The organism is uncultured Roseobacter sp. (assembly GCF_947493125.1).
Taxonomy (GTDB): Bacteria; Pseudomonadota; Alphaproteobacteria; order Rhodobacterales; family Rhodobacteraceae; genus Roseobacter.
Genome location: NZ_CANLQB010000001.1, coordinates 1 through 26275, shown reverse-complemented (window position 1 = coordinate 26275; position 26275 = coordinate 1). Strand labels below are relative to the sequence as shown.

At 63.0% G+C, this 26275-nt stretch carries 24 protein-coding genes and 1 riboswitch; of the genes, 6 read left to right on the top strand and 18 right to left on the bottom strand.

The features are described 5' to 3' along the window. Positions 1-124: 124 nt before the first annotated feature. The gene (gene ilvC, locus Q1A71_RS00120; protein ID WP_299670471.1) at positions 125-1147 is read left to right on the top strand and encodes a ketol-acid reductoisomerase; all 1023 of its coding nucleotides are present in this window, start codon (positions 125-127) and stop codon (positions 1145-1147) included. Positions 1148-1192: 45 nt separating this feature from the next. Here the strand turns inward: ilvC and Q1A71_RS00115 are convergent, their stop codons facing one another. After that, a complete protein-coding gene (locus Q1A71_RS00115) occupies positions 1193-1363 on the bottom strand; it encodes a hypothetical protein (protein ID WP_299670469.1) in 171 nt (56 codons plus the stop codon). Between the two features lie 78 nt (positions 1364-1441). Between Q1A71_RS00115 and Q1A71_RS00110 the strand changes: the two genes are divergently transcribed. Continuing rightward, the gene (locus tag Q1A71_RS00110) at positions 1442-2362 is read left to right on the top strand and encodes a DMT family transporter (RefSeq protein WP_299670467.1); all 921 of its coding nucleotides are present in this window, start codon (positions 1442-1444) and stop codon (positions 2360-2362) included. Positions 2363-2364: 2 nt separating this feature from the next. Here Q1A71_RS00110 and glmM read toward each other — a convergent pair whose 3' ends face one another. The 8 genes from glmM to Q1A71_RS00070 form a co-directional block, all read right to left on the bottom strand. Continuing rightward, positions 2365-3711, bottom strand: coding sequence for a phosphoglucosamine mutase (gene glmM, locus Q1A71_RS00105; RefSeq protein ID WP_299670464.1), 1347 nt, complete (start codon positions 3709-3711; stop codon positions 2365-2367). After that, the gene (folP, locus tag Q1A71_RS00100) at positions 3704-4717 is read right to left on the bottom strand and encodes a dihydropteroate synthase (protein WP_299670462.1); all 1014 of its coding nucleotides are present in this window, start codon (positions 4715-4717) and stop codon (positions 3704-3706) included. The genes glmM and folP overlap by 8 nt, the downstream gene beginning before the upstream one ends. 3 nt (positions 4718-4720) lie before the next feature. After that, on the bottom strand, positions 4721-5644 hold the full coding sequence (locus tag Q1A71_RS00095; protein ID WP_299670460.1) for a dihydroneopterin aldolase: 924 nt from the start codon (positions 5642-5644) through the stop codon (positions 4721-4723). 93 nt (positions 5645-5737) lie between these two features. Beyond that, on the bottom strand, positions 5738-6352 hold the full coding sequence (locus tag Q1A71_RS00090) for a cell wall hydrolase (RefSeq protein WP_299670458.1): 615 nt from the start codon (positions 6350-6352) through the stop codon (positions 5738-5740). 180 nt (positions 6353-6532) lie between these two features. Beyond that, positions 6533-9097: a putative PEP-binding protein gene (locus tag Q1A71_RS00085; RefSeq protein WP_299670456.1), complete on the bottom strand. Its 2565-nt coding sequence runs from the start codon at positions 9095-9097 to the stop codon at positions 6533-6535. Between the two features lie 55 nt (positions 9098-9152). Then, the gene (gene glyS, locus Q1A71_RS00080) at positions 9153-11381 is read right to left on the bottom strand and encodes a glycine--tRNA ligase subunit beta (protein WP_299670454.1); all 2229 of its coding nucleotides are present in this window, start codon (positions 11379-11381) and stop codon (positions 9153-9155) included. After that, on the bottom strand, positions 11381-11902 hold the full coding sequence (locus tag Q1A71_RS00075) for a DUF6446 family protein (protein ID WP_299670452.1): 522 nt from the start codon (positions 11900-11902) through the stop codon (positions 11381-11383). Before Q1A71_RS00075 ends, glyS begins: the two co-directional genes overlap by 1 nt. Next, complete coding sequence (locus tag Q1A71_RS00070) at positions 11899-12840, bottom strand: glycine--tRNA ligase subunit alpha (protein ID WP_299670450.1); 942 nt, start codon at positions 12838-12840, stop codon at positions 11899-11901. Before Q1A71_RS00070 ends, Q1A71_RS00075 begins: the two co-directional genes overlap by 4 nt. 163 nt (positions 12841-13003) lie before the next feature. Here Q1A71_RS00070 and Q1A71_RS00065 point away from each other — a divergent pair, with 163 nt between their 5' ends. Together Q1A71_RS00065 and Q1A71_RS00060 are read left to right on the top strand one after the other, a co-directional pair. After that, complete coding sequence (locus Q1A71_RS00065; protein WP_299670449.1) at positions 13004-14809, top strand: serine protease; 1806 nt, start codon at positions 13004-13006, stop codon at positions 14807-14809. A gap of 136 nt (positions 14810-14945) precedes the next feature. Further along, entirely contained in the window at positions 14946-15227 is a 282-nt protein-coding gene (locus Q1A71_RS00060) for a hypothetical protein (protein WP_299670447.1), read from the top strand. Between the two features lie 6 nt (positions 15228-15233). On the opposite strand, the gene Q1A71_RS00055 is transcribed toward Q1A71_RS00060, so the two are convergent. The 5 genes from Q1A71_RS00055 to metZ form a co-directional block, all read right to left on the bottom strand. After that, positions 15234-16859, bottom strand: coding sequence for a thiamine pyrophosphate-binding protein (locus tag Q1A71_RS00055; protein WP_299670445.1), 1626 nt, complete (start codon positions 16857-16859; stop codon positions 15234-15236). A gap of 1 nt (position 16860) precedes the next feature. Further along, entirely contained in the window at positions 16861-18309 is a 1449-nt protein-coding gene (locus Q1A71_RS00050; RefSeq protein ID WP_299670443.1) for a TrkH family potassium uptake protein, read from the bottom strand. Between the two features lie 57 nt (positions 18310-18366). After that, the gene (locus tag Q1A71_RS00045; protein ID WP_299670441.1) at positions 18367-18606 is read right to left on the bottom strand and encodes a hypothetical protein; all 240 of its coding nucleotides are present in this window, start codon (positions 18604-18606) and stop codon (positions 18367-18369) included. Between the two features lie 160 nt (positions 18607-18766). Next, positions 18767-19870 carry a GTP cyclohydrolase FolE2 gene (gene folE2 / locus Q1A71_RS00040; RefSeq protein WP_299670438.1) on the bottom strand — a complete coding sequence of 368 codons (1104 nt, stop codon included), beginning with the start codon at positions 19868-19870 and terminating at the stop codon, positions 18767-18769. A gap of 153 nt (positions 19871-20023) precedes the next feature. Further along, the gene (metZ, locus tag Q1A71_RS00035) at positions 20024-21205 is read right to left on the bottom strand and encodes an O-succinylhomoserine sulfhydrylase (protein ID WP_299670436.1); all 1182 of its coding nucleotides are present in this window, start codon (positions 21203-21205) and stop codon (positions 20024-20026) included. A 61-nt stretch (positions 21206-21266) separates the two neighbouring features. Further along, positions 21267-21344: riboswitch (SAM riboswitch) on the bottom strand. A 116-nt stretch (positions 21345-21460) separates the two neighbouring features. Here metZ and Q1A71_RS00030 point away from each other — a divergent pair. Both Q1A71_RS00030 and Q1A71_RS00025 read left to right on the top strand, forming a co-directional pair. Continuing rightward, positions 21461-22462 (top strand): alpha/beta hydrolase, encoded by a 1002-nt coding sequence (locus Q1A71_RS00030; RefSeq protein WP_299670434.1) that lies wholly within the window; start codon positions 21461-21463, stop codon positions 22460-22462. A 152-nt stretch (positions 22463-22614) separates the two neighbouring features. Then, positions 22615-23349, top strand: coding sequence for a cyclic nucleotide-binding domain-containing protein (locus Q1A71_RS00025; protein ID WP_299670432.1), 735 nt, complete (start codon positions 22615-22617; stop codon positions 23347-23349). Here the strand turns inward: Q1A71_RS00025 and Q1A71_RS00020 are convergent. The 4 genes from Q1A71_RS00020 to ftsY all read right to left on the bottom strand — a co-directional run. Then, positions 23321-23935 carry an inner membrane-spanning protein YciB gene (locus Q1A71_RS00020; protein ID WP_299670430.1) on the bottom strand — a complete coding sequence of 205 codons (615 nt, stop codon included), beginning with the start codon at positions 23933-23935 and terminating at the stop codon, positions 23321-23323. The genes Q1A71_RS00025 and Q1A71_RS00020 overlap by 29 nt on opposite strands. A gap of 9 nt (positions 23936-23944) precedes the next feature. Further along, positions 23945-24847 (bottom strand): EamA family transporter, encoded by a 903-nt coding sequence (locus Q1A71_RS00015; RefSeq protein ID WP_299670428.1) that lies wholly within the window; start codon positions 24845-24847, stop codon positions 23945-23947. Continuing rightward, complete coding sequence (locus tag Q1A71_RS00010; RefSeq protein WP_299670426.1) at positions 24844-25239, bottom strand: GNAT family N-acetyltransferase; 396 nt, start codon at positions 25237-25239, stop codon at positions 24844-24846. Before Q1A71_RS00010 ends, Q1A71_RS00015 begins: the two co-directional genes overlap by 4 nt. Next, positions 25229-26275: signal recognition particle-docking protein FtsY (gene ftsY / locus Q1A71_RS00005; RefSeq protein WP_299670424.1), on the bottom strand; the 1047-nt coding region annotated here is incomplete at its 5' end. The genes ftsY and Q1A71_RS00010, both read right to left, overlap by 11 nt.

Here is a 26275-nt window from a genome sequence, read left to right as displayed (position 1 = left end):
ATATTTGGCCATTTGGCGCATGATGACTTTCATTCTTCCCAAAATACTCATCACCATATCACTGGCATCCCGCAAAACGCCCAGTACAGTGCGCGTCGAACAAGATCAACGAAGGGATGCAGAAATGCGCGTTTACTATGATCGCGATTGCGATGTGAATCTGATCAAGGACATGAAAGTGGCGATCCTGGGCTACGGCAGCCAGGGCCACGCCCACGCGCTGAACCTGCGCGATTCAGGCGCCAAGAACGTGGTTGTCGCCCTGCGCGACGGCTCGCCGTCCAAAGCGAAAGCCGAAGGCGAAGGCCTGCAGGTCATGGGCATCGCGGAAGCCGCGGCCTGGGCCGACCTGATCATGTTCACCATGCCCGATGAGCTTCAGGCCGAGACCTACAAAAAGTACGTGCACGACAACATCCGTGACGGCGCGGCTATCGCCTTTGCCCACGGTCTGAACGTGCACTTCGGCCTGATCGAGCCGAAAGACACCGTCGACGTGGTCATGATGGCACCCAAGGGCCCCGGCCATACGGTGCGCGGCGAATACACCAAAGGCGGCGGCGTGCCCTGCCTTGTGGCAGTGCACAACGACGCCTCCGGCAAGGCGCTGGAGATCGGGCTCAGCTACTGCTCCGCCATCGGCGGTGGCCGCTCGGGCATCATCGAGACCAACTTCCGCGAGGAATGCGAAACCGACCTCTTCGGCGAACAAGCCGTGCTCTGCGGTGGTCTGGTCGAACTGATCCGCATGGGCTTCGAGACGCTGGTCGAGGCGGGCTACGCCCCAGAAATGGCCTATTTCGAGTGTCTGCACGAGGTGAAGCTCATCGTCGACCTGATCTACGAAGGCGGCATCGCAAACATGAACTACTCGATCTCCAATACCGCTGAGTATGGCGAATATGTCTCCGGCCCGCGTGTGCTGCCCTACGACGAGACGAAGGCGCGCATGAAAGCCATCCTGACCGACATCCAGACCGGCAAATTCGTACGGAACTTCATGCAGGAAAATGCTGTTGGCCAGCCCTTCTTCAAGGGGACGCGGCGGATCAACGACGAGCACCAGATCGAGCGCACAGGCGAGACCTTGCGCGGCATGATGCCGTGGATCTCGGCCGGCAAAATGGTCGACAAGTCGAAAAACTAAAAACGGAAAGGCCCGGCAACCGCGCCGGGCCCTTTCAGCCTGTTCTTATACGTCCACCGGCTCGCCGTCAGATCTTTTGTCCGGGGCCAACGTGGACTTCTTGCTGTCCGAATCTTCGCGGCGATTTTCAACTTTCGCTTTGCTAACCATCGCAAAGACGATGACCGCGAGCATCGTCATTAGGGCCAGGATGACAATCAGATAGGTAAAGTCCATGTTTCTCTCCTTTGTGCATATGGAAACAACCGATGAGTGGCCCGACGGTTCCGAACCTCCGCGGAGGCAGAACGCCGCATGACGCAACAGCCGGTGATCACTCTGCAGAGTTGGCTGATGGTCGGCCTGCTCGGGTTTACCTGGGGCGGAACGTTCCTCGTGACCGAGATCGCACTCGAAGGGCTGACCCCCTTTTGGCTGGCTGCGGGGCGGATCACCTTTGCCGCCTGCCTGATGACCACCATCTGGGCCGCCGGAGGGTTTCGCCTCTTTGAAGAGCCGGTGACCCGCGCCGACTGGACAGCGGCCACCATCATCGGGGCGTTGAGCTCAGCGGTGCCCTTTATGCTGCTTGCCTGGGGGCAGCAGTTTGTCACATCGGGATTCGCTGGCGTCTCCATGGCGGCCGTTGCGCTGATCGTGCTGCCGCTTGCGCATTTTCTGGTGCCCGGAGAGCGCCTGACCCCCCGCAAGGGTGTGGGGTTTGTCATCGGATTTGTGGGCGTGTGTGTCCTGATCGGAGCACAAGCCTTTGAAACGACCGGAGCGTCGATGGAGCCGGCAGGTCGGGCGGCTTGTCTGGGCGCCGCAGGCTGCTATGCGGTCTCGTCCATTCTCATGCGGCGCTTGCCGCCGGTCGACACAATCGGGCTCTCGACGGTGCTTCTCCTGATCGGCGCCCTTCTGGTGCTGCCCATGGCGCTGATCGTCGAAGGCCCGCCGCCGCTACCGGACACGAAAACAATCCTTGTCGTGATAGCTCTGGGCCTCATTCCGACAGCGGCCGCAAATCTGCTGCGGGTTCTGGTTGTCCGGACCGCGGGGCCGGTGTTCATGTCCCTGACCAACTACCAGGTCCCCGTCTGGTCGGTCATCCTTGGCGCGCTCATCCTTGGCGAGCCGCTGCCCCCGTCACTTCTCTGGGCCATGTGCCTGATCCTCACGGGCGTGGGTCTGAGCCAATACGGTGCGCTCACACGCCTGTTTCGCGGGCGCTGAGATCAGGCGGAGACAGCATCGGCGACGGCTTCGACCACGCTGTTCACCGCCCGCTCCATGAGTGCGGCGTCCTCGTGCTCGGCCATCACCCGAACCAGCGGTTCGGTCCCCGATTTGCGGATCAGAAGCCGTCCGCGACCCGCCAGCTCCGCTTCGGCCTGGGCAATGGCCGCTTTCACATTCTCAACATCCAGAGGCGCCTGGCCGGCGGAAAACCTGACATTCTTGAGCAATTGCGGCACAGGCTCGAAATTGTGCAGCAGGCGGCTGGCCGGCTGGCCGGACCGCATCATCTCTGCGAGAAACTGCAGGCCCGCCATCAGCCCATCGCCGGTTGTCGCATAGTCCGACATCACGATATGGCCCGACTGTTCGCCACCGAGGTTGAAGCCGCCCGCGCGCATCCGCTCAACAACATACCGGTCGCCCACCGCGGTGCGCTCCAACCGCAGCCCCTTGTCCGCAAGGAAGTTTTCGAGGCCGAGGTTCGACATCACGGTCGCCACCAGCGCCTTGTTGGCGAGCCGGTCCTCGGAGGCCCAGCGGGCTGCCATCAGCGCCATGAACTGGTCGCCATCCCCGATCTCGCCGTTCTCATCCAGCAGGATCACCCGATCCGCATCGCCATCGAGGCAGATACCCACATCGGCCCCATGGGCGACCACTGTTTCCGCCGCCATCCTGGGATGTGTCGAACCGCAGCCGTCGTTGATGTTGTGGCCGTTGGGCGAAACGCCGACAGGAATCACCGTTGCACCGAGTTCCCAAAGCGCCTCGGGCGCCACACGATACGCCGCGCCATTTGCGCAATCGACCACGACCTTCAAGCCGTCCAGCGATTGCTGGCGCGGGAAAGACGACTTCACCCGCTCGATATAGCGGAACCGCCCATCGTCGATCCGTTTGGCGCGCCCGATATCCTTGGCCTCGGCGGGAGAGACACCCGCGGAGATCAGCGCCTCGATATCCGCTTCCATCTGATCGGAGAGCTTGAACCCGTCCGGTCCGAAGAACTTGATCCCATTGTCCACTGCCGGGTTGTGGCTGGCCGAGATCATCACGCCGAGATCCGCGCGCATCGACCGTGTCAGCAGACCCACCGCCGGTGTGGGCACCGGCCCCAGAAGCAGCACATTCATGCCCGTCGAGGTCAGCCCGGCGGTGAGCGCATTCTCGAACATATAGCCCGACAGCCGCGTGTCTTTCCCGATCACCACGCGATGTACGCTGGAGCCGTCCCGACTGAAGTAGCGCCCCACAGCCGCGCCGATGCGCAGGGCCATCTCCGCGGTCATGGGGTGCGTGTTGGCCGTGCCGCGCACGCCATCCGTTCCGAAAAGCTTATCCATCCGCAGAACCTGCCACGCTGGCGCGCCAAAGTGCAATGGCCTGCGACGTTTCCGACACGTCATGCACGCGCACAAATTGTGTCCCGTGTTTCAAGGCCGCGAGCGCAACCGCAAGAGAGCCCGGCATCCGCTGGTCCGGTTGGGACGCACCACTCAGCGTGCCGATGAAGCCTTTGCGCGACGCCCCCAACAGAAGCGGTACACCGAGCCCGTGAAACAGCGACAATCGCGCCAGAAGCGCGAGGTTATGCTCCAGCGTCTTGCCGAACCCGATGCCGGGATCGGCAACGATCCGCGTGCGCGGAATACCCAAATCGTCCAGCGTGCCAATCTGGGTGTTGAGAAAATCATAGACGTCGAGCAGCACATTCTCGTAATGGGGGTTTTCTTGCATGGTTTCCGGATCGCCCTGCGCATGTATCACGCAGACAGGTGCTCCGCGCGCGGCGCAGAGCGGGGCCAGAGCCGGGTCAAATGTAAAGCCGGACACATCATTGACCAGAGCCGCGCCTGCCGCGAGCGCCTGGTCCGCGACGGCGGCCTTGCGAGTGTCGATGGAGATCGGCTGGATCAGACCGGACGCCCGCAGCGCTGCGATGACGGGCACGGTGCGGGTAATCTCGTCCTCAGCTGGAACCGTGGCCGCGCCCGGTCGTGTCGATTCACCGCCAATGTCGATGATATCCGCCGCGGACATGGCCATCGCGGCAGCTGTCGCGCTGTCCGCAGACAGGTGCTTGCCGCCATCGGAGAAGCTGTCCGGCGTGACGTTCAGAATGCCCATGATCCGCGGGCGGTCCATCGTCAAGCCAGCCACGGTTGGGCGGGGCGAGACAAAGGGCGCCAGACGCGCCGCGTCTATCTCGGACGCGGGAACCACTACGGCGGGGCGGTCACGGGACACGATCTCAACGTGAGTGAACCAAGCCCAGCCGCCCGCCAGGGTCATGGCACGGGATGGACGCGCGGGATCGGTTTGAACCAGCGGGCGAAGGTACTCCCGCATTCGTCAGAGGGTCGCCGTGTCGACGGAAATGGACCGCAGAGGCACCGACCTGTCGTGCGGCAGATCGGCGCCGATCACAATCATCTCGCCTGCGTCGAAGGTGGCCGCGAACCAGGCGGCGAGCGCCACGGAATCCCGCGGCTGCGCCGACGGGCCATCCACGGCATCGAGAACGATCTTCGACGGGGCCCAGACACAGGTCTGGCCATTCTTCATGGTCCAATCCAGCTCCGTCCGCGTGTCGACAACAACGCAGCGATCGTCCTTGGACGCCAGCACCCAGGCATTCTGTTCGATGGCCAGAAGATCAATCCGCCGCTGCGCCATTTTATGTGCCGTCTGCGGTGCCGGCGCATCCGACGCCCCGACACAGAAAATCAGCGGTCTGCCGCTGGCCTCCAACTGATCAATCCAACCCTTGAGATGAGGAGAGGCGATGGCCGCATTGCTCAGATATACCAGCTCAGGCTGTGGTGCCGGGTCTTCTTCGGTGCGCACAGGCGCGCTCTGCTGTCGCGCGCGCACGATCTCGACGCCGAGCGCACCCGGACCACGATCGAGCTTTTCAATCCGCACAAACGCCCGCATCGCCTGAGGTTCCAACAGGATGCGCTCGGCCACCCGCTCTGCCAGGGTTTCAAGCAGGTTGAGCCGCTCATCGGCGAGCTCGAAAGCGATGGCCTCGGTCACCCTGTCATAGCTCAGGATGCGGTCCACGTCGTCGTCAATGGGCCCGGTCAGAGGCCGCACCTCGACGACAACATTGAAGCAGATGCGTTGCGTGACACCGCGCTCGGCCTGAAACGCTCCGATCTCGATCTCGACAATATGATCGCGCAGCGAAATGCGGTCGAGCGGGCCGCTCTCGGCGGTGGCTTCCGACCGCTCACTCGGATGCGCGAAGGCTAGTCTGATCTCTGAGCTCATGGGCCGGGCCTTTCGTCGTCTTTGGCAATCGCCAAGATAGAGAACGCTCGCCCTTTAACAGCCCTTGCAGCGGCGCGCAAAGCCCCGAAAGCGTCAGTTGCTCGCCGTGCGCCAGGTGTGACGATAGAAGATGTGATCTCCAATCGCTGCGGTCTTGGTATAGACCCGACTCCACCGCGGGTTCACTGCGGTTGTGTGATAATGCGTTGCCCCCTCGGTGAGTTCCGGCGCCATCCCGTCCAAGGCTGCGCGCGCCACTTTTGAGACCCGCTCGAACGCACGCGGCTCGGCAATGATCTCTTTGTGTCCGTCGCAGGTGTAGGTGAACTGGCACTGATATTTCTTGCCCGTGCCCTGATTAATCACGCCGCAGGCCGAGCTTGGGAAGCGTTCGGACTCGACCCGGTTCAGAATGACCTCGGCCACGGCGAACTGGCCTTTCACGGTCTCGCCCCGCGCTTCAAAATAAAGCGCCTCCGCAAGACACTGGAGCTCGTCCCCACCCTTCGGCATAGGCTGATCATCCAGCCAGCTCTTCGAGAATTCCACCGGCACGACTGTGTTCGTGCTCAGCGTCGTCTCCTTCATCCGGCGCATCGTGACCGATTGCAGGTCGTTCGATACGCTCTTCTTGGATTGGTCGTCCTGGCGCGCGAGCCCTGACTCGGCCGCAAAAAAGCCCAGAAGCAACCCTAATGTTAACGACAAAATCGCTTTGCAGATCCTACGCACAATGCGTCCCCCAACGGCATTTCGGTGGCGGTGCTCTACCGATTCTAAAAGTTGACGTAAAGTTTACGGCGGTAAAGATGGTTAACGTCGGCACGCTCCCGCTCAACACGTCATCCGAGAAGGCGCTACATATTGTGTCCGACTTCGGTAAATGCGCTACATATTGCCTGCAATCGCGAGTTGTGCGGCAGCTAGTCGCGCCACCGGGACCCTGAAAGGTGAACAGGAGACATAGTCAAATCCTGCATCACGACAGAAGGAGATTGATTCGGGGTTGCCCCCATGCTCCCCGCAAATCGACAAGGTCACATCCGGCTGGGCCGCGCGCCCCCGCTCTGCTCCAAGCTTGAGCAGCTCGCCCACGCCATCGGTATCCAGGACGTGGAACGGATCTTCCGGAAAGACACCCTGCTGCACATAGTCCGACATGAACCGCCCCGCATCGTCGCGCGAGAGCCCATAGGCCATCTGGGTCAGATCGTTTGTGCCGAAGCTCAAGAACGCGCAATGCGGCGCGATTTCCGCCGTGCGCAGGGCCGCCCGTGGCGTCTCCACCATCACACCCAGGTGGTAGTCGAAGGTCGCATCAAGCTCCATCCGCACGGCAGCGGCAACCGCATCAATACAGGTTTTGACCAACTCGACCTCGCGGCGCGCGGACACCAGAGGAATCATGATCTCGGGCACCACCACGGACCCTTCTGCTGTCGCCGCAATGGTCGCTTCGAAGATCGCACGCGCCTGCATTTCGTAGATTTCAGGCACGGTCACACCGAGCCGGACGCCCCTCAGCCCCAGCATCGGATTGTACTCGGACATCGCGTCAATGCGGCGCGTGACATCCGACAGAGGCAGATCCAAAGCCTCGGCGAGTTCTCGCTGCCCAGCACGATCAGTCGGCAGGAATTCATGCAAGGGCGGATCGAACAGACGGATGCAGACCGGTTTGCCCTCCATGATTCTGAAAAGCTGCGTAAAATCATCCCGTTGCATCGGCAGAAGCCGTTCCAACACCGCCCGCCGGTCCTCTGATGTCTCCGCGAAGATCATTTCGCGCATGACCGTCAACCGCCCTGGCTCGAAGAACATGTGTTCGGTGCGGCAGAGCCCGATCCCTTCAGCGTTGAAGTTGCGAGCGGTTTGCGCATCGGTCGGCGTGTCTGCGTTGGCCCGGATCCCGATGTCGCAGTGAGCGGACGCCCATTCCATGAGTTTCTGGAAACTCTCATCCAATGCGGCCTCGCGCATTTCGGGCGCGCCGGCGAGAACCTCTCCGCTGGAGCCATCGACGGTGATGATATCGCCGGTCGCGAAGACCCGCCCATCAATCGCCAGCAACTGCTTCTTACTGCGATTGAACCGCATGTTGGACGCACCAACCACGCAGGGCAGACCAATCCCACGTCCAATGACGGCGGCGTGACTGGTAATGCCCCCACGCTCCGTCAGGACGGCGTGGGCGGCGTGCATCCCGCGAATGTCTTCCGGCGACGTTTCCCGGCGTACCAAGATGCAGGGCTCACCCCTGGCCGCGCTGGCCTGTGCCTCGGCGGCGGTGAACACGATGTGACCTGTCGCAGCGCCCGGGCTAGCCGCGATCCCGCGCCCGATGACATCGCGCTTGGCACCAGGGCTCACCTGACGGTGCAGAAGCTCCGACAAGGTCCGCGGCTGCACGCGCATCAACGCCTCCGCCTGCGAAATGATCCGGTCCTCGGCCAATTGCACGGCGATGCGCACCGCAGCCTGACTGGAGCGCCCAACACGCACGCCATCGAGAATGAACAACGTCCCTTTTTCGATCACGAACTCGACCTGCATCTCCTCGCGCAGTTTCATGCGCATCAGCGCCGCCTGCGACTTCAGAGCCTCAAAAGCCGCCGGAGCAAGATCCTCCAGCGACGGTCCGCGCGGATCACGGCTCAGATAGAGCGCTGCGGCATCGCCCTCCAGCGCATCCCGTCCCTGGCTCTGGCTCAGATATCGCCCCGTGATCTGCGGCAGGCCGGTCTCGCTGTCGACCAGTTGCAGAACGCCGGATCCGCATTCGCCATGTCCCAGCCCCAGCGCCATCTGCTGCACCACAAGGCCGAGGCCTGCATCCGCAGGCGCGCCCTTGGCCTGGCGCAGCAGCCGCGCCGAGGTTCCATCCCAGGCGCGGGCCATGGATTTCAAAACCGCCGAAAGTTGGTCCGCCCGCTCGCTCGGGAAAGGCTCCTCCAACTCCGCTTCATAGGCGCGCAGGGCCTCCGCCAGCCCGTCCGGCCCATCAGCTTGCACATCGTCGAACACATCCGGGTCGAGACGTGCGACATCAACCGCATAGTTCTCGACAAAGCGCGTGTAGATCGCCCGGGCCGCCTCGGCTCCAAGGTGCGCACTCAGCGCTTCGAACCTTGCCTCGTTCATGCCGATATTGAGCACGGCACCGGGGCCGCCCCAGTCCGGGTCTTCCGATGACGGCCGCACGCACAGCAAGGCCTCGTCCGGAAACTGCGAGATGATCGCCGCGACATCGGGCATCTCGCCTCGGGCGATGCGCTGGACCGCGTCGAAAGAAAGCGCCACCGTCCGCGGTACCGGTAAGTCAAGCCGGACCAGCCGCTGCAGGCATTTCGCCCGCCCCCCATGCGTCTCGTTTGCGATCGGCGCGGTGGAGGTTACGAGCGTGGTATGCGGGTTATTCTGCACTGCGGCATTCCTTTGGTTCGGATGCAGCATAGGCAGTCTTGCGCGGCTGGCAAGGCTTAGTGCACGGCGCCTGACGCGCCCGGTTTCAGCCCTCGATCCGGCTCAGGTCAGCGACCGAGGTGCAGAGCGTGGTGATCCGGCTGAGCAGGTTCAGACGATTGCGCCGCACGGTGGCGTTGTCGGCGTTGATTTTCACGGCTTCAAAAAACGCATCAATCGGCGCGCGGAGCGCGGCCAGCGCCGCCATAGCTGTGGCGAAGTCCTGCTGTGCCATCGCCGGTGCGATCTTTGCCTCAGCCTGATCGAGCGCGGCAAAGAGCGCGTGCTCCTCATCGGTTTCCGCAAACTTCGGATCGGCGCCATAGGAATACTCGACCCCATCCGCCTCCTGCGCTTGCGTCAAAATGTTGTTGGCCCGCTTGAACCCCTGGATGAGGTTCTCGCCGTCCTCGGTTTTCAACACGTCTGACAACGCCCGCGCGCGTTTCACGAGCAGCGTCAGATCGTCATTGCCCTGCATCGCGATAGAGGCGTCGATGATGTCGTGCCGGATACCTTGGTCCCGCAGGTAAACCTTGAGGCGGTCGTAGAAAAAGGAAAGAAGCTCTGCCGACCGCCTCATGTTTTCCCAAGCTTTCTTGTGGTTTGCTTCAATCTCATCCGAAAGCTGCTGCCTAAGAAAGTCCGTTGTGAAATCCTTTGGAACCAAGTTGTGCAGTTGATCAGCGACTAGGCTGTCGATTTCTCTTGCGGCGTCAGTCACACTACGCAGTTCTTTGCCCAACTCGTGAAATGTGATCCGCTCAACAAGTAGCATTCTGAAGCTAAGTGACAGGTCATTGTCGAGAACAAGGCGGATTACACCCAGCGCTGCACGACGCAGTGCGAAGGGGTCTTTGCTACCAGTCGGCTTCTCATCAATCGCCCAGAAGCCCGTGAGCGTGTCAATCTTGTCCGCGAGCGCCACTGCAACAGAAACCGGAGCGGTGGGCACATTATCGGCCGGTCCCAACGGCGAGTAGTGTTCCTCTGCCGCTGCCGCGATATCCGCGCTTTCGCCCGCCGCCTCGATGTAATACCGCCCCATAAGCCCTTGAAGTTCAGGAAACTCATAGACCATCTCCGAACTCAGATCCGCCTTCGCCAGCCGCGCGGCGCGTTCGGCTTGGTCGGCGTCGGCGCCGACGACCGGCGCCAGCTCTCGGGCCAGCGCGGCGATACGATCAATGCGCTCCGCCTGGGTGCCGAGCTTGGCGTGGAAGGTCACGTTTTTCAGCTGCTCCAACCACGGTTCCATCCCCGCCTTGGCCACGCGCAGGTCGTTCTCCCAGAAGAACTTCGCATCCGCCAGCCGGGCCGAGAGCACCTTCTCGTTCCCCGCCAGAATGGTCGCGCCATTGTCCGCCGTTTCGCGGTTGGCCACGGTGATGAAGCGTTCGATCCGCCCCGTCTTCGGATTGCGGACGGAGAAGAACTTCTGATGCTCTTTCATGGAGGTCTGCAAAACCTCGGGAGGCAACTCCAGAAAATCGTCGGCAATCCGGCCCATCAGCACCACGGGCCATTCCACCAGCCCTGCCACCTCGGCCAGCAAGCCTTTGTCCTCAACCACCTCCAGCCCGCTGGCAAAGGCCATGTTGGTCGCGTCATGCCAGATCGCTTCGGCCCGCTCTTCCGGGTCGAGCACCACAAAGGCACGCTTGAGCTTTGACGTGTAATCCTCGAAACTCACGACAGAAAACCGCGCTGGTGCCATGAAACGATGACCCGCAGTCGTGTCACCGGATGTGATGCCGCCCACCTCCAGCGGCACCACCTCAGCACCCGCCTCATCGTTCAGAATGCACAGCATCGACTGCAACGGCCGGACCCAGCGCAAGGAGCCTGCGCCCCAGCGCATGGACTTCGGCCACGGGAAATTGCGGATGGTTCTCTCAAGCACCTCAGCGATGATCTCCGCCGCAGGGCGGCCCGCTTTCTCGATCCGGGCAAAGAGCACCGGGCCTTTTGGCGTCTCGCGTTCTTCCAGCTGATCACGGGTCAGCCCGGCGCCGCGCAGAAACCCTTCGATGGCCTTGTCAGGCGCATCGGCCCGCGGACCCTTGCGCTCCTCGACCGTAGCAGGGCTCGCCGCCAGCACCCCCTCGACCGTCAGCGTCAGACGGCGCGGCGTCGAAAAGACTGCGGCGGAGGCGTAGGTCAACCCAGCCTCGACCATCCCGTCGGTGACCAGCTTTTTCAGATCCTCCGCGGCGCGGCGCTGCATCCGGGCCGGGATCTCCTCGGAGAAGAGTTCAATCAGCAAGTCAGGCATCAGCTGTCATCCCGCTTCGGGCATTCCTCGCCCACAATCGTTCCGTCATAGGCTTTTTCGCCGCAATCGTTCAGCTCGTGCCAGATATAGCCGCGGCCGTCATCGGTGATCACCACGATCCGGTCGACACCGAAGGCCACGTTCTTCTCGCCCAGAAAGGGCAGCGCCGTGCCAGTCCGCATCTCGGCGGCAATGGCGTCGGCATCGAAACAGTCAAACCACGGTGGCGCATTGCGCGGTGCCGCACGCTCTAGCCCCACGTAAGTTTCCGTCAGCATCGGCAGGCTGGCAGAGGTCCGGAAACAAGCGCGGAAGCGAATGGGCGAGCTGTCCGCATCAATCGCCTCAATGGCCTCCGCACGGATCGGCTCCGGCTGCTCGGTGGTCAGCGAGACCAGCCGCACCTCGCTCACTTCCGCCGTGACCTCCTCATAGAAGCCGTAAATCTGCAGATAATAGAGCGCGGCACCCGCAATCAGCGCGGAGCTCAGGATCACAATCCCCACGATCTTGCCCTTCATGCAGCACTGTCCGGTTGCCAGCCGCCCGCCGTCGTCTGCACGAAGGCATCCGCGCAGAGCTTGGCCAGGGTGCGCACGCGCCCGATGTAGGCCTGCCGTTCGGTCACGGAGATCACGCCGCGCGCGTCCAGCAGATTGAACATGTGGCTGGCCTTGATACACTGATCATAGGCGGGATGCACCATGATGATGCGTTTGCCCGTCTTCGGATCTTCATGCGGCGCCTGGAGGATCTCGCGGCAGTGCGCCTCGGCCTCGTTGAACTGGCGCAGCAGCACCTCCGTGTCCGCCGTGTCAAAGTTCCAGCGGGCGTATTCCTCTTCGGTCTGCTTGAAAACATCGCCGTAGGACAGCGCAATGGGCGTTTGCGGGTCGTTGAACGGCATGTCCATAACATGATCGACGCCCAGAATATACATCGCCAGCCGTTCCAACCCGTACGTCAGCTCACCCGAGACCGGGTGGCAATCATGCCCTCCGACCTGCTGGAAATAGGTGAACTGGCTGACTTCCATGCCGTCGCACCAAACCTCCCAGCCCAAACCCCAGGCGCCTAAGGTAGGGCTTTCCCAGTCGTCCTCGACAAAGCGAATGTCGTGCAGCGCCATGTCGACGCCAATCGCCTCCAGCGAGCCGAGATACAGCTCCTGCAGGTCGGGCGGGCTGGGTTTGATCAGCACCTGATACTGATAGTAATGCTGCAGCCGGTTGGGGTTCTCGCCATAACGCCCATCGGTCGGGCGGCGCGACGGCTGCACATAGGCCGCTGCCCAAGGCCGCGTGCCGAGTGAGCGCAGCGTGGTGGCCGGGTGGAAGGTGCCCGCGCCCACCTCCATGTCATAGGGCTGCAGAATGGCGCAGCCCTTGGCCGCCCAATACGTCTGCAACCTCAGGATGATCTCCTGAAAGGACTTCGGAGCATCGCTTGTCTGGGACATCGGAAAACGCGGCCTCGGGCTGATCTTGCGCGCCTTACCTACGTGTGTGGGCTGGAAGCGTCAATCAGCGCTTTGCTGTTATTTTGGCCCATTGGCTTATGGTCAAGGCGCGCATTTCCTGATTATCTGTGCCGGATAATTTGAGGCAAGGGTGGGCAAGGAAATGATCCGGTTTTTTGCGGTGTGTGTGGCGGTTTTTGCCACGTGGAATGTCAGTGCGATTGCGCAATCGGCAAATGATGTCGTCTGGGTGCAGATCGAGGCGCAGCCCAACCTCCAGGACGGGCTCACACGGGCTCAGGACTACGCGCAGACACTGGAGGATGTGAACGGCTTCGCCCTGGGTGGCGGCTGGTACGGCATCCTGCTGGGACCCTATGCACCAGAGGATGCACAGCAGGTCCTGCAGGTGTATCGCGCCGAGAGGCTGATCCCCGGTGACAGCTACATCGCGTTCAGCACCGCGCTTGGCGCACAATTCTTCCCGCGCGGGGCGGATTTGCTGCAGCGCGGGACACTCACCGCCCAGGCCGCACCGACGCCGGAGCCTTCCGAGGAGGAGGCGCCACGGACTGCCCTGGACGGCACCAGCGATCCGGATGCAGATGATGTCGCGGGACCCGCGCCAAGCCAGGCAGTCGCAGTTCCCGACGAAACGCCCGCCCAGGCCCGGCAGAGCGAGCGTCTTCTGACCGCAGAGGAGCGGCGCGGACTGCAGACCGCGCTGCAATGGGCCGGTTTCTACAATGCTGCGATCGACGGATCTTTCGGGCGCGGCACGCGCAATTCCATGGCAGCCTGGCAGACGGCCAATGGGTTCGAGCCCACCGGCGTCCTCACCACAGTGCAGCGCGCGGCGCTGTTCGCGCAGTACAACGCCGTGCTCGAAGGGCTCGACCTGCGCCGTGTGACGGACACCAAGATCGGGATCGAAGTCAAATTGCCCATGTCCCTGGTCGCGTTTGAGACCTACGAGCCGCCCTTTGCTCAGTACAACAGCATCGACGGCGATCTGCCCCGGGCTCTGCTGATCAGCCAGCAGGGCGACAGCGCCACGCTGGCAGGGCTCTACCAGATCATGCAGACGCTGGAGATCGTCCCGCTGGAGGGAGAACGGTCGCTGGATCGGTCGAGCTTCGTGCTGATCGGACGAAACGACAGCATCGTCAGCGAGACCCGGGCGCGGCTGGACGATGGGCAGATCAAGGGCTTTACCCTGATCTGGCCCGCGGGCGATGAGGAGCGGCGCACCCGTGTGATCTCGGAAATGCAGGCAAGCTTCACGCGGCTTCCGGGTGTGCTGGACCCTGCCGCCGGCAACGCAGCCGATCAGCAGATCGACCTGGTGGCCGGTCTGAGCGTTCGCAAGCCACGGCTGTCCCGCTCGGGCTTCTATGTCGACACCCGCGGCGCGGTCGTGACCACATCGGAGGCGGTGCAGAGCTGCACGCGCATCACCCTCGATGATGACATCGAAGCAGAGCTGAGCACCGTTGACGCGGATCTTGGTGTCGCCGTCCTGACCCCCGCGCAGATCCTGGCGCCCGCGCAGGTCGCGCAATTCAGCCCGGTGCCGCCCCGGCTGAAGTCGGACGTCGCGGTGGCGGGCTATTCCTACGAGGGAGTACTCGAAGCGCCCAGCATGACCTTCGGGACCCTGGCCGATCTGCAGGGCCTTCAGGGTGAAGAGGACGTCACCCGCCTGAACCTTGAAAGCCTGCCCGGAGACGCGGGTGGGCCCGTCTTCGATGCCCGCGGCAACGTCCTTGGCATGCTGTTGCCGCGCGGCAGCGGGCAGCGGCAACTGCCACAGGAGGTGACCTTCGCGCTGGCCGGGAGTTCCATTGCGCGTGTGCTCGAAACCGCCGGTATCTCCACCGGCGGGCCGGGCCGCACGGATCCCCTCGCGCCTGAGGATATCACGGCACAGGCCGTCGATATGACGGTTCTGGTCAGCTGCTGGGAATAAAGACAAAAGCGCGACAAATCCGACCTAAAGAAAACCGCACTCCAGCGCATCTGTTTGCGATGCATTAAGACCCGGACGCCATCTTCTCCTGGCGTGGGGGCGCCTCGTGCTTCGGTGCGAACATGGAGTGAGTGGAATGCTAAGACACTTTATGGTGCTTGCCCTGGGCTCAGCGCTTGCGCTGCCAGCCGCTGCCGATCAGGCCGCGACCGGCAAGAACAACGCAAAGCTGGTGACCTACTCTTCGCCGGATCTGCCGCCCGCAAACCATCGCGGGCAGTGGTGGACATCGCCGGACAACTGTCAGTACTCGCGCGCAGGCCGCCCGGGTGAGACAGTCTGGTATCTGATTGTGAACACCGCGCATGACGCATGCGCGCGGCGCCTGATCCAGCGCGCCTATTCAGACTACCAGTAACCGGCGCTAGGCGGAGAGGTCGGACGTGATGTGGATCAACGTCGGGCCCTGGGCCGTGAAAGCTTCTGTGACGGCGTTCTGAAGAGCTTCCATGCTCTTCGGAGCCGCCGCATGGGCGCCAAACGCCTCGGCCAGTTTGCAAAAATCCGGGTTCCGCGCGATGACGGCATTCGGCGCGATCTGCGCCCGCACCATACTTTCCTCAATCTCTTTCAGCTTGGCATTGTCCCACAGCAGTATCGGGAGCGACAGACCGAGCTCCACCGCAACGCCCAACTCCTGCATGGTGTAGTGAAACCCGTAGTCTCCGATGATCGCCATCGTCGGCTGCCCGCGCCGCGCCACGGCACCACCGATGGCCGCCGGCGTGGCATAGCCCAAGGTGCCGAACCCATAGGGATGATGCCAGTGGCAGGCCCGGTCCATGTCCCAGACCTCCTTGGCCACATAGGCCAGCTGGGTCATATCGGAATAGATCATGGCATCCGGCGGCACGACCGCCTTCAACGCGTCGCAGACCGGCACGATCCCCGGACGCTCCGCATCAACCTCCGCGCGCCACCGCATGCGGTAATCTGCAACAATCTCCGACGACCAGCGCGAGGCGGGCTCCCCTTCCAGGGCCCCGTCCAGGACCGCCAGCGCATCAACGGCATCCGCCTGCAACCGCGTATCGTCCGCATCTGCCGCTGCCAGCACGGTCGGATCCAGGTTCACATGCACCGCCCCTGCCCGGTGTCCGGGGTCCGCGCGCCACAAATCCACCTCTGCGAGATCGGTCCCGAGGTAGATCACACAATCGCTGGAGTTCAGAAGGGTCGCGCTTTCCGGGCGCGCGAGGCTTGCGCCGAAGGCGCGGGGATTGTCCGGGGCCACCACGCCTCGGCCTGCGTAGGTGGTGAACGACGCGGCCTTGCTCTTGGCCAGCACGCTGCTGACCAATGGCTCCACCCCTGGGGTTGCGGCCCCGCCGCCAAACACGAAGAGCGGGCGGTCCGCCTCCATGATGCGCCGCGCCAGGCTCTTGATCTGATGGGCCCCAAGCGCCGGGCGCTGCACGCCTTCGAGCAGGTTGCGCGATGCCCTCGAGGGTGTCTTCGGTGTCGGGCGCGCCGTCGCGGGCGGCGCATGGCCCTCCAGCAACGCAATCGGGACCTGGATGTGTTTTGGCCGTTTGCGGTTGGTCAAAAACTCGACCAGGGCCCTGTCGATGAGCCTGTAGGCCGCCGCTGCGGACCGCGCCTCTTCGGACCAGTCGCAGACCGTTTCCGCCGCCGCGCGCTGATCCTGCATCTGGTGCAGCTGCCCCTTGGTCGCGGCCACATCGTCGAGACAGCTTGAGATGACCAGCATCGGGACGGAATCCGAATAGGCCTGCCCCATGGGCGTCATGATATTGCACAGCCCCGGACCAGTGATCACATAGGCCACGCCGGGCTTGCCGGTCGCACGGGCATAGCCGTCCGCCATAAAGCCCGCGCCCTGCTCATGGCGCGCCAGGATATGGGTGATGCCCGCCTCCTCGATCCCGCGGTACAGTTCCTGATTGTGCACACCCGGGATGCCGAAAATCACGTCGACCCCCCGATCCTTCAGCATATGCGAAATCTGTGCACCCAGGGGTCGCTGCATCTCAGTCTCTCCAGAAATTAACGGTCAGGATGGCGTAAACGGCCAGCAGTTCAAGCCGTCCCAGCAACATGCCTGCCGACAACAGCCATTTCGCGGTGTCGTTCAACCCTGCGAAGTTCCCCGCTGGCCCAATCTCGTCACCCAGTCCGGGCCCGACATTGGACAGCGCCGTGGCGGCGCCCGAAAGCGAGGTGATGAAATCAAGGCCGGTCAGGCTGAGGGCAACGGCCAGCAGGCCAAGCGTCACCACGAAAAACATGAAAAACGAGATCACCGAACTCAACACGTCCTCGCTCACCGGCCGGCGGTCATAGCGGACCACGAACACACCATTGGGCGAGCGGATGCGCCGCAGCTGCATCCGGATGGAGGCGAAGAGCAGCTGGTAGCGGAAAATCTTGATCGAGCAGGTGGTCGAACCCGCACAGCCGCCGATCAGACCGATGAAGAAGAACATCGAAATCAGCAGTGGCCCCCAGGTCATGTAGTTGGCCGAGGCATATCCCGTCCCGGTCATGATGGAGGTGACGTTGAATAGCGCTTCGCGCAAAGACGTGCCCCACGCCTGCGGGGACAGCTGGAAGAGCGCAACGGCCATGATGGTCACGATGGCCAGCAGAGTGAGGATAAAGACCCGGATCTGGCTGTCGCGCCAGAGCGGCTTGGGCTGGCCGTTGATCAGCTGGACATAGCGCACGAAAGGCAACGCCGCGAGGACCATGAAGAAGGCCGCCGCAACCTCGATATTGCCCTTGAACACCCCGAAAGAGGCGTCGTAGTTCGCAAACCCCCCAGTCGAAACGGTCGTGAGCGCATGCACCGTGGCGTCAAAGGCGTTCATCCCGAGCGCCAGATAGGTCAGCGCACAGACCATGGTCAGGCCCAGGTAGATGCTGGAGATCTGGCTCGCGATCTGCCCCGCGCGCGGCAGGATCTTTCCCATCGTATCGAAGGATTCGGACTTGAAGATCTGCATGCCGCCCACGCGCAGTTCGGGCAGAAAGACCATCGCGACCACGATGATCCCGATGCCGCCCAGCCATTGCAGGATACCGCGCCACAACAGCAGCCCCTTGGGCAGCTCTTCAAGGCCGGACAGAACCGTCGAGCCGGTTGTGGTCAGGCCCGACATCGCCTCGAAGAACGCATCGACAAACCGGGCTTCCGTCGCCCCGAAGATAAAGGGCAGCGCGCCGAAAAGCGGCAAGGCCACCCACACGCCCGTGGTCAGCAGAAAGGTCTGCTGGATCGTCAGACCTTCCTTGACACCGTTGGCACAGGCCAGCGCGATCAGGCTCCCGGACAGAACGGTGATCAACGCCGATTGAATGAAGACCGGCCAGTGCTCCCGCCCTTCGGCGATGTCGACCAGCATCGGCAGCAGCATCGTGGCACCCAGAACGGATACCAGCAATCCGATCACATATCCGACAGGGCGCAAGTCCAGCATGGGCGCAGGGTTGGCCGCGCGCCCAGCCGCTGTCAAGCAGGTGGCGTCAGAGCGGGCTCAGACGTAATAGAGATCGTGGAAGACGATATGCACGATGTCGTCGCGCTTGATGTTCATAGCGGCCAGTTCCTCATCGGATTTCGCCTGAAGCGCCTGCACTCTCTGCACGCGCCCCGTGTAGGAACTGGAGACGATCATCGCTTTCATGATCGAGGACAGAAAGCCGCGCACAGCGCCGAAGATCTGGTGGGCAAACCGGCCAAGGCCGGTGTCGAATTCAGTAGAATGGTAAGCCATCGGAGATCCTTACGTTAAACGTCCATCTCCTCCCGTCGTCCCTTACATAGGGCATGGCGCGCCGGATGAGAATTGCAGTTTCTGCATGGCCGCTATGGGCACCACAGCATAAAAAGCGCCGCAAAATGCAGCGCTTTCAATGGTTTGTTAACGTTTTTTCTTAACCGACGTGGAACAAGGTGTTGAAGAGTCGCGGGTCCAGGCTTTCAGTGGCAAAGGTCTCGCCTTCGACCAGAACACTCACCGCATCATGGCTGTGCAGGCTCTCCTGATGGCTGGCGATCACGCGGAAATCACCGATCCGCACATCGGCCTGCAACTGCTCGCAGAACAGCCGGGCGGCATCTTCCACGAAGATCGGATTGGCGGCGTTCAGCTCGGCGAAGGCCTGTTCGTCCTCGCGCTTGACCATCACCTGTGTTTCTGTCGGCACAGCGCGGCGGCAGGCTTCGATCAGGTCCTCGAACCACAGGCACTGGGCGTCCTCGTCGATCTCCACCGAAATCCGCGCCACAGAGCGCTGCGAATGCGGTGTCGCCAGTTGCCCCCGGGTCGCGCGCGCATGCTCCGACAACTCCAGCGAGCAGGGGCACGTGGAGGAATAAACATAATCGAGGTGCATGATCTTCTTGCGCACACCGGACTGTTCCACCAGTTCCAGCGCGATGTCATAGTACTGATAACCCGACAGTCCCGAGCGCAGGCTGTCCACCTTCATCGGAAAGCTGAACCGCATCTGAATACGCGCGTCAAAGCTCTCGAGATCCGAGATATAGTCGTCCAGCGCCGCTTCGATCACGCCAAAACTGAACGTCTCCTCGGCGTGCTTGTAGAACGACCGCATGATCCGGGACATGTTGATGCCCTTCTTGTCGGCCTCGAGGCTGACGGAACCGGTGATCGACGTCTCAAGCGTCAGCGGTCCGTTGTCGCGCGTCTGAAACCGCAGGGGCAGCCGGAAGTTTGAAATACCCACATGCTGGATCTGCTGTTTGGCCCCGCGGATCAGGCTGGACGGCCCGTTCTGCAGATCGGGCAGGGTCGCCTTGTAGCCTTCATCCGTGAAAAAATCTTCCGGATAGTCGCGGCAGAATGCCGGATAATCGACGGCGGCGTCGCCGGGGATCAGCCGGGCAACCGACGGATCCAGCTCAAGAATCTCTGTTGCAGTCGCGCCTTTTGCCCAATTGCGCAGAACCGCGAGCGCTGTCTCGGCCTCCTCGCGGTCTGGCGTGGCATCAAGTACGGGTGTGTGGATGTTCATCGCTATGTCCCTCATGACGGCGTGCAGGTGTCAGATAGGGCGCGCGGTGGCCCGGACCAACTCCTCTCACAGATACGTCAGACGACCGGAACAGGATCAGTCTTTGACAAAAGTGCGCAAGCCGGCCGACCAGACGCGCGCGCCACCCGCGCCTCAGACACGCTCCAGCGCGCGCAGTATGTCGGCGACGAGATCGGTTTCATCCTCGATCCCGACACTGATGCGGACCAACCCGTCGCTGATCCCGAGCGCATCTTTCTGATCCTGCGGCAGCCTCTGGTGCGTCGTCGTCGCCGGATGTGTCATGATCGTCTTCGCATCGCCGAGATTGTTCGAGATCACACCGACCTCGATCCCGTTGAGGAACCGGAAGGCCGCGTCCTTCCCGCCGTTGAGATCAATCGACAGAACCGTGCCCCCCTGTCCCATCTGACGCGCGACCAGAGCGTGCTGCGGATGGTTGTTCGATCCGGGATAGATCACGCGGGCGATCTTCTCGTGCTCCGCCAAGGCTGCGGCAATCGCCGTGGCATTGGCGGTCTGCGCCCGCACGCGCAAATCCAGCGTCTCCAGACCCTTCAGCATAACCCAGGCGGTAAACGGGCTCATCGACCCGCCCGTGTGCTTCATGTAGGGCTCAACCGTCTTGCGGATGAACTCCTGCGTTCCGAGGATCACACCCCCCAGCGCCCGGCCCTGCCCGTCAATGTGTTTGGTGGTCGAATAGATCACCACATCCGCCCCCTGGACCAGTGCCTTTGACCAGACAGGCGTCGCAAAAACGTTGTCGACCAACACCTTGGCGCCCTTGTCACGGGCCAGTTTCGACACCGCGTCGATGTCGACCACCTGCAGCGTCGGGTTGGAAATGGATTCGAAGAACACCGCCGCGGTGTCATCGCGGATGGCTGCCGCCCAGGCCTCCAGATCAGTGCCGTCGACAAAGGTGACCTCGACGCCGAACCGGGTCAGCACCTCCTCCAGCACGTAAAGACAGGAGCCGAAAAGCGCCCGGGCCGAGACCACATGATCGCCCGCCTTCAACATGGACATCAGCGCGCCCGACACCGCCGCCATGCCCGAAGCCGTGGCAAAGGCATCCTCCGCACCCTCCAGCGCAGCCATACGCTCTTCGAACATCGCCACCGTCGGGTTGCCGTAACGGGCATAGATGAACTCATCCGGCCCGGCTTCGACAAAGCGCGCCTCGGCTGCCTCGGCCGTCTCGTACACAAAGCCCTGCGTGAGGAAAATCGCCTCCGAGACCTCGCCATATTGGCTGCGGCGGGTGCCGGCATGCACGGCGCGGGTGCGTGGTTTCAACTGACCTGTCATTCTTCTCTTCTCCAGCCCCAGCGGGCACAAAAAAAACCCCAGACGCGGCCAACGCGACGGGGGTTCCTCATCGGTGACCTCTTTAGCGGAATCTTTAACGTGGCCCGCAATCCGGTAACAAATCGCCACGCGCGAACCGTTAAGACAACGTGTGTTGCGCGTCAACACCGTCACGGTGCTGTAACACTAAATTCATCCTCTCGTCGTATGTCTTTGAGATAGCACAGCCACAACATCTTGTAGAAGGGGCAGAGGATGCCATTGCTCAGGATCAACGCAACCGACAGTGGCCTGCTGCTTCATCATGACCGTTCCGACGCGCTGCCGCGGGTGGCCCGGGCCACCGACAACGGCAATGCCCCCACCATCGTCATGATCCATGGCTACAAGTACAGCCCCGGCGACCCGCTCCATTGCCCGCATGCCAAACTCTTCGGCCCGGCGGGGGCCGACTGGCCGCGCGCCCTGGGCTACGGCGGGCCCCTGCCGTCCGAAGGCCTCGGCGTGGCCTTCGGCTGGTCCGCCCGCGGGCCGCTGCACCGCATTCACCGCCGCGCCTCCGGCCTCGGCCCGTCCCTGGCGCGGCTGCTGTGCCGCCTGAAAACCGCCGCACCGCGCCGCCCGGTGCATGTCATCGCCCATTCGCTGGGATCGGAAATCGCGCTCTCCGCGCTTCCCCATCTGCCATGCCGGGCCATCGACCGCATGCTTTTGCTCACGGGTGCGAGCTTCACCGGACACGCCGAGGCCATGTTGGCGAGCCCCGCGGGGCGGACCGCCGATGTCTTCAACATCGTCAGCCGCGAAAACGATCTCTTCGATCTGGCCTTCGAAACGCTGGTCCGCCCTGAACGTCCCGGCGACCGCGCAATCGGTCAGGGGATCCGGGCGGCAAACGTGACCAACCTCCAGCTCGACTGTGATCAGACCCTCGCAGCTTTGGCCCGGTACGATGTGCACATCGCTGCGGCAGAGCGGCGCATCTGCCACTGGTCCAGCTACAAAAGACCGGGCGTGATGGCGCTCTATGCGCAGATGCTCCGCCGGCCCGAGAGCCTGCCGCTCGACGCGCTTCGCCGCGCCCTGCCCGACCGCATGGACCCGCGCTGGTCGCGCCTGCCACAGCCACCGTCCGTCATCTCACTGTGGGAGAGGGCGTCGAGCACACTGGCGCAGGCCCCCCGCGTCTTGAAACGCAAGGCCGCGCTGCTCACAGGCGCCCCGGTCGACCCGAAGCGCAACACGCCGGCCTACTGAAAGGCGCGGCCGGGCGGCCCCATCAGCCGCCCTTATGACACACGCACCGCGCGACATCGCCCTAAAATGCGGAGGCAAGCGTGATTTTCTTTGCATAACGCCGCGCATCTCGCGCAAACTCCGCGCGCGTAAGGGATTTTTTGACGTTGACCATGACTGAGTATCTGTATTCGCCCGGTGTGCTGGTGTATGTTGCGGGCGCCCTCTACGTCTTCGGGCTGATCACGATCAATCAGATCCTCTTACGCCTGCTGATCCTCAGCGGCACGTGCGTCTATATCATCTACTACTCCACCGTCGCGCAAAGCCCGCTCTGGGAGGCGATCTACGTCAGCGTTCTGATCGGAACGGCGAATCTGATCGGCCTCAGCAGCCTGCTCGCCCGCAAATCACGCCTGGCCATCCCGCGCGCCTACGCCGATCTCTACGCCGACTTTCCGCCGCTGCCACCGGGCGATTTCCGGGGGCTGATGAAGCTCGCCCACCGCTACCGGGTCGACGACGAACGGCAACTCACGGTCGAGGGGCAGGCGGGCGAGCGCCTCTACTACGTCATCTCCGGTGCGACCCGTGTCCAGAAGGGGGACAATGAGTTCATCCTGCCCCCGCATTTCTTTCTGGGCGAGATCGCCTTCCTGATCGGAGAGCCCAGCTCCGCATCGACCTGGCTGGAGCCCGGCGCTGAAGTCCTTGAATGGCGGTTCGACGACCTGCACCGCAAATGCAAACGCAGCACGCGGTTTCGTCTGGCGCTGGAGGCGGCCATTTCCGTCGATCTGGCACGCAAAGTGGCGCGCGCCGTCGGGCCGAACGCGGTCCGCCCGCGGCCACCCGACCGCGCGCAGCCGCCCGAGCTCGTCAACTCCGGTCTTCGTCTTCGTCGCTGATCAGATAGCCCTGCAGCGTTGTGAACTGCCACATCAGAAACGCCATCAACGCGATCGGAAACCCGAAGGTCTCTATCTTGACCCAGGCATCGGTGGACATGGTCCGCCAGATGATCTCATTCGCCACCGCGAGGGCGGCAAAGGCAGCACACAGCCTGCGCGTCAGGATCATCCAGCCCTCCTGACGCATCGGCATCATCTCGTTCATCACATAGGCGAGATAGGATTGCCCGCGCAGCAGCCCGATGCCCAGAAGCACCGCGAACAGCCCATAGACGATGCTGGTCTTCATCTTGAAGAAGCGCTCGTCGTTGAACCACGCCGTCAACCCGCCGAAGAAGACAACCATGAAGGCGGTGAAGACCTGCATCCGGCTCAACTGTCCGGTCAGCCGCCACAGCACTGCCATGGCGACCAGCAGGATCGGCACAAAGACCAGAGCCGCAACGATGAAGCCCGTGTACTCCACGCCGCCAATGACGAAGCTGTCGTCCTTGATCCGCAGATAGATCAGGAAAAACAGGATTGTGGGCCCCAGTTCGAGGACCTGTTTTACAATCGGATTGATCGGTTTCGTGTCTGACATCGTCTCTTCCTAGCCCCCCTTCTCAACTATCACGGCCCCCAGTGCAATCAATGCCATAAGTGCGATCCGGCGCGGGCCCACGGTCTCTTTCAGAAACAGCCATCCGATGATGGCCGCAAAGACCGTCGAGGTCTCGCGCAGCACCGCCGCCTCGCCCACCTTGTCGAGCCGCGTGGCCAGCATGATCGCCCCGAAGCTGAGCGGCGCGATCAGCCCGCCGATCACACCGCGTGCCATCAGCGGGCCCAACGCCGGGCGCTGCGCCAGACGGGACCAGCGGACTGCGGCGACAATGGGCATGAAAAACCCGTCGATCATGAAGAACCACGCAAGGAAGGTGAACGGGTCCGCCGTGGCGCGGATGCCATAGGCGTCATAGGTGGTGTAAAGCGCCACAAAAAGGCCGGTCAGCACTGCAAGACCCAGAGCCGCATGCAGTGTCTCGCGCTCCGAGACCAGAAAGATCATGTTGTAAATCGCAAGGCCGAAGATGCCCGCAAGCAGGACGGCGACGCCGACCCACTGCGCGCCGGTGAAGGTCTCGCCGAAGATCAGATGGGCCCCGATCACCGTAAAGAGCGGCCCGGTGCCCCGCACCACCGGGTAGACGACCGTGTAGGCGCCTTTGCTGTAGGCCCAGGCCTGCAGCAGCTTGTAGATCACGTGGATCACCCAGACCGCGGCAAAGATGGGCCACATATGCGGCTCGGGCCAGGGCACCACAAAGAGCACGAAGGGGATCGCCATCACCATATAGCTGATGTCGATGGCCCCCCGCGTGAGCCACGGATCGTGCCGCCCCTTCTGCAGCGCACCGAAAACCGCGTGCAGAAAAGCGGCCATCAGCGCGAGGCCAAGCGCCACCTGGTGGCCAACCTCGGTGCCTTCGATGGAGAGCAGCCACTCGGTCATGGGACCCGGCGCGCCATGCCGGTGCGCAGGGCAAAGCCGTGTCTTTCATAGAGCGCTTCTGCCCCGGGGTCCGCAATCAGGCTGATGTAGCAGCCACTGGGGAGCGTGTCATCGGCCCAGCGCATCAGCCGCGCCATGATCCGATGGCCCCATCCCTGGCGTTGCAGGCGAGGATGCACAGCCACATCCGTGACCTGGGCAAAGCTGCCGCCGTCCCCGATCAGCCGGGCCATGCCGACCAGTTGATCACCTTCCCAGAGCCAGACACCGTGAAGCGTGTTGCGCAGCGCAATCCGCGTGGCCTCCTCCCCGACAACGCTGAGGCCCGCCGCCCGGCGCAAAGCTCGAAAGGCCGCCAGGTCCGGCGCCTGCGCGGAGAAGTCAGGCCGCATCAAGGCCCATGAGCGCTTTGGCAAAGTCATCCGGATCGAAGGCGTCCAGATCGTCGATCTGTTCTCCCACACCGATGGCGTGGATCGGCAGGCCGAACTTGTCGGCCAGGGCCACGAGCACACCCCCCTTGGCGGTGCCGTCGAGCTTGGTCATAACCAGCCCCGACACATCCGAGATATCGCTGAAGACCTTGACCTGATTGAGCGCGTTCTGCCCGGTGGTCGCATCCAGCACCAGCAGGGTGTTGTGCGGGGCGCTCTCGTCCTTCTTACGGATCACGCGCACGATCTTGGCGAGCTCCTCCATCAGGTCGGTGCGGTTCTGCAGCCGGCCCGCGGTGTCGATCAACAGCAGGTCCGCGCCATCGGCCTGCGCCTGGGTCATCGCGTCAAAGGCAAGGCTCGCGGGGTCAGAGCCTTCAGGGGCTGTCAGCACCGGCACGCCCGCGCGCTCGCCCCAGACCTGGAGCTGTTCCACGGCGGCGGCGCGGAAGGTGTCGCCCGCCGCAATCACAACCTTCTTGCCAGCCGCGCGGAACTGGCTCGCGAGCTTGCCGATGGTCGTCGTCTTGCCCGATCCGTTCACGCCCACCACCAGCACCACCTGCGGCGTCTGAGGGTAAAGCGGCAACGGTTTGGCGACCGGCTCCATGATCCGCGCGATCTCGGCGGACATCAGCTCCTTGATCTCCTGAACCGAAAGCTTCCGGCCCAACCGCCCCTCGGCCATATTGGCCACCACGCGCAGCGCGGTATCGACGCCCATGTCGGCGGTGATCAGCAGCTCTTCGAGCTGTTCGAGCATCGCATCATCGAGAACGCGGCGCACCACGGTCTGCTCGCCGGACCGGCCCAGCAACCGCCCCAGCAGGCCGGGTTTGGCCGCGCCTGGGCTCGGCTCCGGCTCCGTCAGATCCTCCGCAACGGGCGCCGGAGTGCGCGGCAGCACGACCGGTTCGGGTTCGGGTTCGGGTTCGGGTTCGGGTTCGGGTTCGGGTTCGGGTTCGGGTTCGGGTTCGGGTTCGGGTTCGGGTTC